The sequence below is a fragment of the Pseudomonas sp. LJDD11 genome (genome assembly GCF_024584215.1).
GTDB lineage: Bacteria > Pseudomonadota > Gammaproteobacteria > Pseudomonadales > Pseudomonadaceae > Aquipseudomonas.
In genome coordinates this window covers 231,346-238,641 of record NZ_JANJFL010000006.1, presented here as the reverse complement: position 1 = coordinate 238,641, position 7,296 = coordinate 231,346, and the positions used below count along the sequence as shown (strand labels likewise).

The 7,296-nt window shown below is 59.5% G+C and carries 7 protein-coding genes; 6 read left to right on the top strand and 1 reads right to left on the bottom strand.

Going from position 1 to position 7,296, the window contains the following annotated elements; translation table 11 throughout:
* The coding region (locus tag NRB16_RS10425; protein ID WP_257106105.1) for a transposase at positions 1–198 on the top strand (198 nt) is incomplete at its 5' end.
* Positions 199–216: 18 nt separating this feature from the next.
* On the opposite strand, the gene ybaK is transcribed toward NRB16_RS10425, so the two are convergent.
* On the bottom strand, positions 217–687 hold the full coding sequence (gene ybaK, locus NRB16_RS10420) for a Cys-tRNA(Pro) deacylase (protein ID WP_257106104.1): 471 nt from the start codon (positions 685–687) through the stop codon (positions 217–219).
* A 328-nt stretch (positions 688–1,015) separates the two neighbouring features.
* On the opposite strand from ybaK, the gene NRB16_RS10415 reads away from it, so the two are divergent.
* The 5 genes from NRB16_RS10415 to NRB16_RS10395 all read left to right on the top strand — a co-directional run bounded on the left by NRB16_RS10415 (position 1,016) and on the right by NRB16_RS10395 (position 7,220).
* Positions 1,016–1,867, top strand: a complete 852-nt coding sequence (locus NRB16_RS10415) for an MIP/aquaporin family protein (RefSeq protein WP_045482425.1) — start codon at positions 1,016–1,018, stop codon at positions 1,865–1,867.
* Between the two features lie 28 nt (positions 1,868–1,895).
* Positions 1,896–3,401: a glycerol kinase GlpK gene (gene glpK / locus NRB16_RS10410; protein WP_045482427.1), complete on the top strand. Its 1,506-nt coding sequence runs from the start codon at positions 1,896–1,898 to the stop codon at positions 3,399–3,401.
* A gap of 81 nt (positions 3,402–3,482) precedes the next feature.
* Positions 3,483–4,238 carry a DeoR/GlpR family transcriptional regulator gene (locus NRB16_RS10405; RefSeq protein ID WP_257106103.1) on the top strand — a complete coding sequence of 252 codons (756 nt, stop codon included), beginning with the start codon at positions 3,483–3,485 and terminating at the stop codon, positions 4,236–4,238.
* A 199-nt stretch (positions 4,239–4,437) separates the two neighbouring features.
* Entirely contained in the window at positions 4,438–5,958 is a 1,521-nt protein-coding gene (glpD, locus tag NRB16_RS10400) for a glycerol-3-phosphate dehydrogenase (RefSeq protein ID WP_253142413.1), read from the top strand.
* Between the two features lie 347 nt (positions 5,959–6,305).
* The gene (locus tag NRB16_RS10395; protein ID WP_045482434.1) at positions 6,306–7,220 is read left to right on the top strand and encodes a glutamate/aspartate ABC transporter substrate-binding protein; all 915 of its coding nucleotides are present in this window, start codon (positions 6,306–6,308) and stop codon (positions 7,218–7,220) included.
* Positions 7,221–7,296: the final 76 nt, after the last annotated feature.

Below are 7,296 nucleotides of genomic sequence, written 5' to 3'. Positions count from 1 at the left end.
AGCGAGAGAAACACCACCCAAACCTGTTCGAGCTGCAAGCAATTGCCGGACTCGAGGCCGAGAGGTATCGCAGGGCTTGGAATAAGGGAATGGACTTGTTGTGGGTGCGGTGCCACCCACGACCGCGACGTCAACGCCGCAAAAAACATTCTCGCGCTCGGGCATGAGCGTCCAGTTGTGGGAATCCCCGCCCTTTAGGGCGGGGAGGATGTCAAATTAGCCGCGACCGATGGCCGCGAACTGTGCCTGGGTCTGCTCCGCCAGCGCCGCAGCACTCAGTTCGACCTCCAGCCCCCGCCGCCCGGCACTGACAAACACCGTCTCGAACGGCCGGGCGCTGTCATCGATAAAGGTGCGCAGGCACTTCTTCTGGCCCAGCGGGCTGATGCCCCCCAACAGATATCCCGTTGAACGCTGTGCGGCTGCCGGGTCGGCCATCTCTGCCTTCTTGATTCCGGCGGCCGACGCCAGGGCTTTCAAATCCAGTGTGCCGGCCACCGGCACCACCGCCACCAACAGCTCACCTTTTTCACTGCTGGCCAATAGCGTCTTGAACACCCGGGCGGCCTCCAGCCCCAGTTTCTCAACCGCTTCCATACCGTAAGACGCCGCTTTCGGATCATGCTCATAGCTATGAATCCGGTGTTCGATGCGGTTCTTTTTCAGCAAATCCAGTGCAGGGGTCATGGTCACTCCAGAGCGGTTCAGGGCGAGCGCCACTTTAAGCCAAAAACACAAAAACAGCCGCTGTTACAAATCAATCTCGCAAGGCTGAAGCCCTGATTTTTCCTACAACATCAGTCGATATTGCACAGGGCATAAACGACAAATGTCAGTCATCGTTCAAGTTCGACCTTTGACAGCGCAAAACTGTGGCTATATTTTCATTTGCGAATATTGTCGAACATTCAGTTTACGGCATGCGCATCATTTACAAGACTTTACGGGGTCCTGACTTACTCACTCTTTCGACAAACCACTGCTCTTCATGAGCCAGAACAAGAACGAGGTTTGCATGACAGTCCAGATACAACAACCCAGCCTGGCCGGCCAATGCACCGCCGAATTTCTCGGCACTGCCCTTATGCTGTTCTTCGGTACCGGTTGTGTGGCAGCGCTCAAGGTGGCGGGTGCCAGCTTCGGTCTTTGGGAAATCAGCATCATCTGGGGCATGGCGGTCAGCATGGGGATCTACCTGAGCGCCGGCATCTCCGGGGCTCACCTCAATCCCGCCGTCAGCATTGCCCTGAGCCTGTTTGCCGGTTTTGAAAAAAAGAAACTGCCGTTCTACATCGGTGCACAGCTCGCCGGTGCCTTCTGCGGTGCCGGGCTGGTCTACCTGCTGTACATCAGCCTGTTTTTCGACTTCGAAAACGCCCAGCAAATGGTTCGCGGCAGCGCCGAGAGCCTGCAACTGGCAGCGGTGTTCTCGACCTACCCGAACCCGGCAATTTCCACCGGCCAGGCCTTTTTGGTCGAGGTGGTGATCACCTGTGTGCTGATGGCGGTCATCATGGCGCTGGTCGACGATAACAATGGCCTGCGACGCGGCCCGATGGCGCCTTTGCTGATCGGCCTGCTGGTGGCGGTGATCGGCAGCGCCATGGGTCCGCTGACCGGCTTCGCGATGAACCCGGCCCGGGATCTGGGGCCCAAGCTGATGACATTCTTTGCCGGCTGGGGCGACATCGCCTTTACCGGCGGGCGTGATATTCCGTACTTTCTGGTCCCGTTGTTCGCTCCCATTCTGGGCGCCTGCCTCGGCGCCGCCGGTTACCGGTTGCTGGTTGCCCGCCATCTGCCAGGCAACGAGCAGCAACAACCAGCCAGCAAGAAGATCAGCGCCAAGGCCCATACGTCTTCCTGACCCCATTCACCTGCTCAAGGCAATCGACATGACTGACGTACAGAACAAGAACTACATCATTGCCCTCGATCAAGGCACCACCAGTTCCAGGGCCATCATTCTGGATCGCAACGCCAATGTGGTGAGTTCCGCGCAGATCGAATTCACCCAGCACTATCCGCAGGCCGGCTGGGTCGAGCATGACCCGATGGAGATTTACGCTACCCAGAGCGCCTGCATGACCAAAGCGCTGGCCCAGGCTAACCTGCAGGCCTCGCAAGTCGCCGCCATTGGCATCACCAACCAGCGTGAAACCACTGTCGTCTGGGAAAAGGACACCGGTCGGCCGATCTACAATGCGGTGGTCTGGCAATGCCGACGCAGCACTGAGATCTGCCAGCAGCTCAAACGTGACGGCCTGGAAGACTACATCCGCGAGACCACCGGGTTGGTGATCGATCCGTATTTCTCCGGCACCAAACTCAAGTGGATCCTCGACCATGTCGAAGGCAGCCGGGAGCGGGCGCGCAAGGGTGAGTTGCTGTTCGGCACCGTTGACAGCTGGCTGATCTGGAAGCTCACTGGCGGCGAGGTGCATGTCACCGATTACACCAACGCCTCACGGACCATGCTGTTCGATATCCATAATCTGCGCTGGGACCCGCGCATGCTCGAAGTGCTGGATATCCCCGAGCAGATGCTTGCGCAGGTCAAAGGCTCATCGCACGTCTACGGTCAGACCCGCAGCGGCATCCCCATCGCGGGCATCGCCGGTGATCAGCAGGCCGCACTGTTCGGCCAGATGTGCGTTGAACCGGGTCAAGCCAAGAACACCTACGGCACCGGTTGCTTCCTGCTGATGAACACCGGCAGCACCGCGGTGCGCTCGACCCATGGCCTGCTGACCACCATCGGCTGCGGACCGCGCGGCGAGGTGGCCTATGCTCTGGAAGGCGCGGTGTTCAACGGCGGCTCTACCGTACAGTGGCTGCGCGACGAACTGAAAGTGGTCAACGATGCACTGGACACCGAGTACTTTGCCAGCAAGGTCAAGGACAGCAACGGGGTCTATCTGGTCCCGGCCTTTACCGGGCTGGGAGCACCGTACTGGGACCCTTATGCACGCGGCGCGCTGTTCGGCCTGACCCGCGGGGTGAAGATCGACCACATCATCCGCGCCACGCTCGAGTCGATTGCCTTCCAGACCCGCGACGTACTCGATGCGATGCAGCAGGATGCCGGCGAACGGCTCAAATCCCTTCGGGTCGACGGCGGCGCGGTCACCAACAATTTCCTGATGCAGTTCCAGGCGGACATTCTCGGCACCCACGTTGAACGACCGCACATGCGTGAAAGCACTGCGTTGGGCGCCGCCTTCCTTGCCGGGCTGGCCACCGGTTTCTGGAGCAACCTGGACGAACTGCGCGACCGCACCGGTATCGAGCGGGTATTTACCCCCGACATGCCTGATGCCCAGCGCGCCCAGCACTATGCAGGCTGGAAGAAGGCCGTGGAGCGCACCCGCGACTGGGCGCCACACGACCCAGCTGATTGAAGCCACGACAAAGGCGGCTGACAGGCGGGGTACGGCTGGTTCATCATGACGCCATTTGCACCAGGCGCCTGAAGGAAAACAATGAACCTGCCTCCCCGCCAGAAACAGACCCTCGAACTGGTCCGCGAACGTGGCTACGTCAGTATCGAGGAGCTGGCCACTCTGTTCGTCGTCACGCCGCAGACCATTCGCCGTGACATCAACCAATTGGCGGAACTGAACCTGCTGCGCCGCTACCATGGCGGCGCGGCTTATGATTCGAGTATCGAAAACACCGCCTACGCCATGCGCGCCGACCAGATGCGTGACGAGAAACAGCGCATCGCCGAAGCAGTGGCCGCGCTGATCCCGGATAACGCCTCGTTGTTTATCAATATCGGCACCACCACCGAAAGCATCGCCCGTGCCCTGCTCAATCACAACAACCTGAAAATCATCACCAACAACCTCCATGTGGCGGCGACGCTGAGCGCCAAGGATGATTTCGAAGTGCTGGTCGCAGGCGGCAATGTGCGCCGTGACGGCGGTGTAGTCGGCCAGGCCAGTGTCGATTTCATCAGCCAGTTCAAGGTCGACTTTGCCTTGATCGGCATCAGTGGCATCGATGAAGACGGTAGCCTGCTGGATTTCGACTATCAGGAGGTGCGCGGCTCCCAAGCCATGATCGGCAACGCTCGCCAGGTCATCCTCGCCGCAGACTCCAGCAAGTTCGGCCGCAACGCCATGGTCCGCCTCGGGCCGATCAGCCTGATTGATTGCCTGGTCACCGACCAGGCGCCGGTGCCGGCACTGTATCAGTTGCTCAACCAGCATAAGGTTCGCCTGGAAGTGGTCTGAGCCTTGTCGTTCGAGCCGGCCGACGATTGCCCCATCGGCCGAGCTGATTGTTCGTTTTTGTTCCTTTTTATTTTCAAACCTGGTTATTTCATCAGGCCCAACTGGATCATGGCATTTTGTTGCGCTATTATTTTCGAAAATGAACATAAATGTTCGATTTCAGACTTAGCGCCATCGTCCTGTATCCCGGAGGCCACCCATGACCGACCTGAACGCGCCCACTGCATCGCCCGCCCCGATCTACGATATCGCCGTCATCGGTGGCGGCATCAACGGTGTCGGTATCGCCGCCGATGCCGCGGGCCGCGGCCTGTCGGTGTTGCTTTGCGAACAGGACGACCTGGCCAGCCACACCTCCTCGGCCAGCAGCAAGCTGATCCACGGCGGGCTGCGGTATCTGGAACACTATGAGTTTCGCCTCGTGCGTGAGGCGTTGGCCGAACGCGAAGTACTGCTGGGCAAGGCGCCGCATATCGTCAAGCCGATGCGCTTTGTGTTGCCGCACCGTCCGCATCTGCGTCCGACGTGGATGATCCGTGCCGGCATGTTCCTCTATGACCACTTGGGCAAACGCGAGAAGCTGCCGGCTTCGCGCAGCCTGCGCTTCGGTGCCGACAGCCCGCTCAAGCCGGCCATCAAACAGGGTTTCGAATACTCTGACTGCTGGGTCGACGATGCCCGGCTGGTGGTGCTCAATGCCATGGCAGCCCGGGAAAACGGTGCGCAGATCCATACCCGCACCCGCTGCGTGGACGCCAAACGCATTGACGGGCTATGGCAGGTCAACCTGCAGGACCGGCATGGCAGGAGCTTTTCGATTCACGCCAGGGCACTGGTCAACGCCGCCGGCCCCTGGGTGGCAAAACTGCTGCGCGAAGACCTCAAGGTGCAATCGCCCTACGGCATTCGGCTGATTCAGGGCAGCCACTTGATCGTACCGAAGCTCTATGAAGGCGATAACGCGTTCATTCTGCAAAACGAAGACAAACGCATCGTCTTCACCATTCCTTATCTGGATCAGTTCACCCTGGTCGGCACCACCGACCGCGAGTACCTGGGTGACCCGGCCAAAGTGAAAATCACCGATGAGGAAACGGACTACATCCTCAAAGTGGCCAATGATCATTTCAATCGCCAGTTGAGCCGCGCGGATGTCCTGCATACCTATTCCGGCGTGCGTCCGCTGTGCAACGACGAGTCGGACAATCCGTCGGCCATCACCCGCGACTATACCTTGGCGCTCAGTGGCGCCAGTGGCGAGGCGCCGGTGCTGTCGGTGTTCGGTGGCAAGCTGACCACTTACCGCAAGTTGGCCGAGTCGGCCATGGCGCAACTGGCCCCCTGGTTTACTCAAATGAAACCGGCATGGACCGCCAACGCCCCGCTGCCAGGAGGCGAACAGCCGATCAGCAGCGAGCAGCTGATTGCCCGCTTTGGCTGGCTGCCCGAACAGATTGCCCGCCGCTGGGCACGCACTTACGGCAGCCGTAGCTGGCAGGTGCTGGACGGCGCGCAGAGCCTGGCAGATTTGGGTGAACACTTCGGTGCCGGGCTGTATGAACGGGAAGTCGAATACCTGTGCAATCAGGAATGGGTGACCTGCGCTGATGACATTCTGCGCCGGCGCACCAAGCTGGGCCTGTTCACCACGGCCAGCGAACAAGCCGCGTTAAAAGCGTGGCTGGACGCGCGCTACGCATCGAGCCCTGCCGCAGCCTGACCCCTCCCCCCCAGGGCTTGCCAGCGCAAGCCCTCAGCCGCTCTCTCCCCGACTCGACGGGTCACGCGCCGTGAAAAACATTCGGATTTCCGAACGCGCGCGTTGTCTGAATTCGGCTTCCCGGACGTTCAACCACCGTCAAGAAGCCGAAACAATAAATTAATCCCTTTAAAATCAATTGGATAGCCATTCGCCACGGTCTGGCACGACTCATGCTCTACACTCCATGTCGACCGCTTCAACATCCAGGCGCGTGTCTAGCAAGAGGCGCCGTTGAAGCTTTCGTTGAACATATGACTGACGCCAGATCAGCCGTCCAAATAAAAAATGAAGTCGAGGAATCACTGATGCGTATCGTTCCCCAGTTGTTGGGCGCAGCCATTGCTGCCGCTCTGATCAGTACTCCAGTCAGCGCCGCTGAACTCACCGGCACACTGAAGAAAATCAAAGACTCCGGCACCATCACTCTCGGTCACCGTGACGCGTCCATTCCGTTCTCTTACATCGCGGACGCTTCTGGCAAACCGGTTGGCTACTCCCACGATCTGCAACTGGCCGTCGTTGAAGCGGTCAAGAAGCAGCTCGACGTACCGAACCTGAACGTCAAGTACAACCTGGTCACCTCGCAGACCCGTATCCCGCTGGTCCAGAACGGCACCGTCGACCTGGAATGCGGTTCGACCACCAACAACGCCGAACGCGCCCAGCAGGTCGATTTCTCGGTCGGCATCTTCGAGATCGGTACTCGTCTGCTGTCCAAGAAAGATTCCAGCTACAAAGACTTCGATGACCTCAAGGGCAAGAACGTGGTGACCACCGCCGGCACCACCTCCGAGCGCATCATCAAAGCCATGAACGCCGACAAGCAGATGGGCATGAACGTCATCTCGGCCAAGGACCACGGCGAGTCCTTCCAGATGCTCGAATCGGGTCGTGCCGTAGCCTTCATGATGGACGACGCCCTGCTGGCCGGCGAAATGGCCAAGGCCAAGAAGCCAACTGACTGGGAAGTCACCGGTACCGCGCAATCCTACGAAATCTACGGCTGCATGGTCCGCAAAGGCGACGAAGCCTTCAAGAAAGCGGTCGATGACGCCATTGTCGCGCTGTACAAATCCGGCGAGATCAACAAGATCTACGCCAAGTGGTTTGAGTCGCCAATCCCGCCAAAAGGCCTGAACCTGAACTTCCCGATGAGCGATGAGCTGAAAAAACTGATCGCCGAGCCTAACGACAAGCCAGCCCCGGAAAAAAAGGCCTGACCGGTCGCTGACCTTCCGGGCGGCCTGCATGGCCGCCCGGGACAGCTCATTCACACGCAGCAGCAATGATCCAACG

What these genes read in the sequence shown, in the direction of transcription:
- ybaK (WP_257106104.1), bottom strand. Translation starts at nt 687, where the DNA reads ATGACCCCTGCACTGGATTTGCTGAAAAAGAACCGCATCGAACACCGG.
- NRB16_RS10415 (WP_045482425.1), top strand. Translation starts at nt 1,016, where the DNA reads ATGACAGTCCAGATACAACAACCCAGCCTGGCCGGCCAATGCACCGCC.
- glpK (WP_045482427.1), top strand. Translation starts at nt 1,896, where the DNA reads ATGACTGACGTACAGAACAAGAACTACATCATTGCCCTCGATCAAGGC.
- NRB16_RS10405 (WP_257106103.1), top strand. Translation starts at nt 3,483, where the DNA reads ATGAACCTGCCTCCCCGCCAGAAACAGACCCTCGAACTGGTCCGCGAA.
- glpD (WP_253142413.1), top strand. Translation starts at nt 4,438, where the DNA reads ATGACCGACCTGAACGCGCCCACTGCATCGCCCGCCCCGATCTACGAT.
- NRB16_RS10395 (WP_045482434.1), top strand. Translation starts at nt 6,306, where the DNA reads ATGCGTATCGTTCCCCAGTTGTTGGGCGCAGCCATTGCTGCCGCTCTG.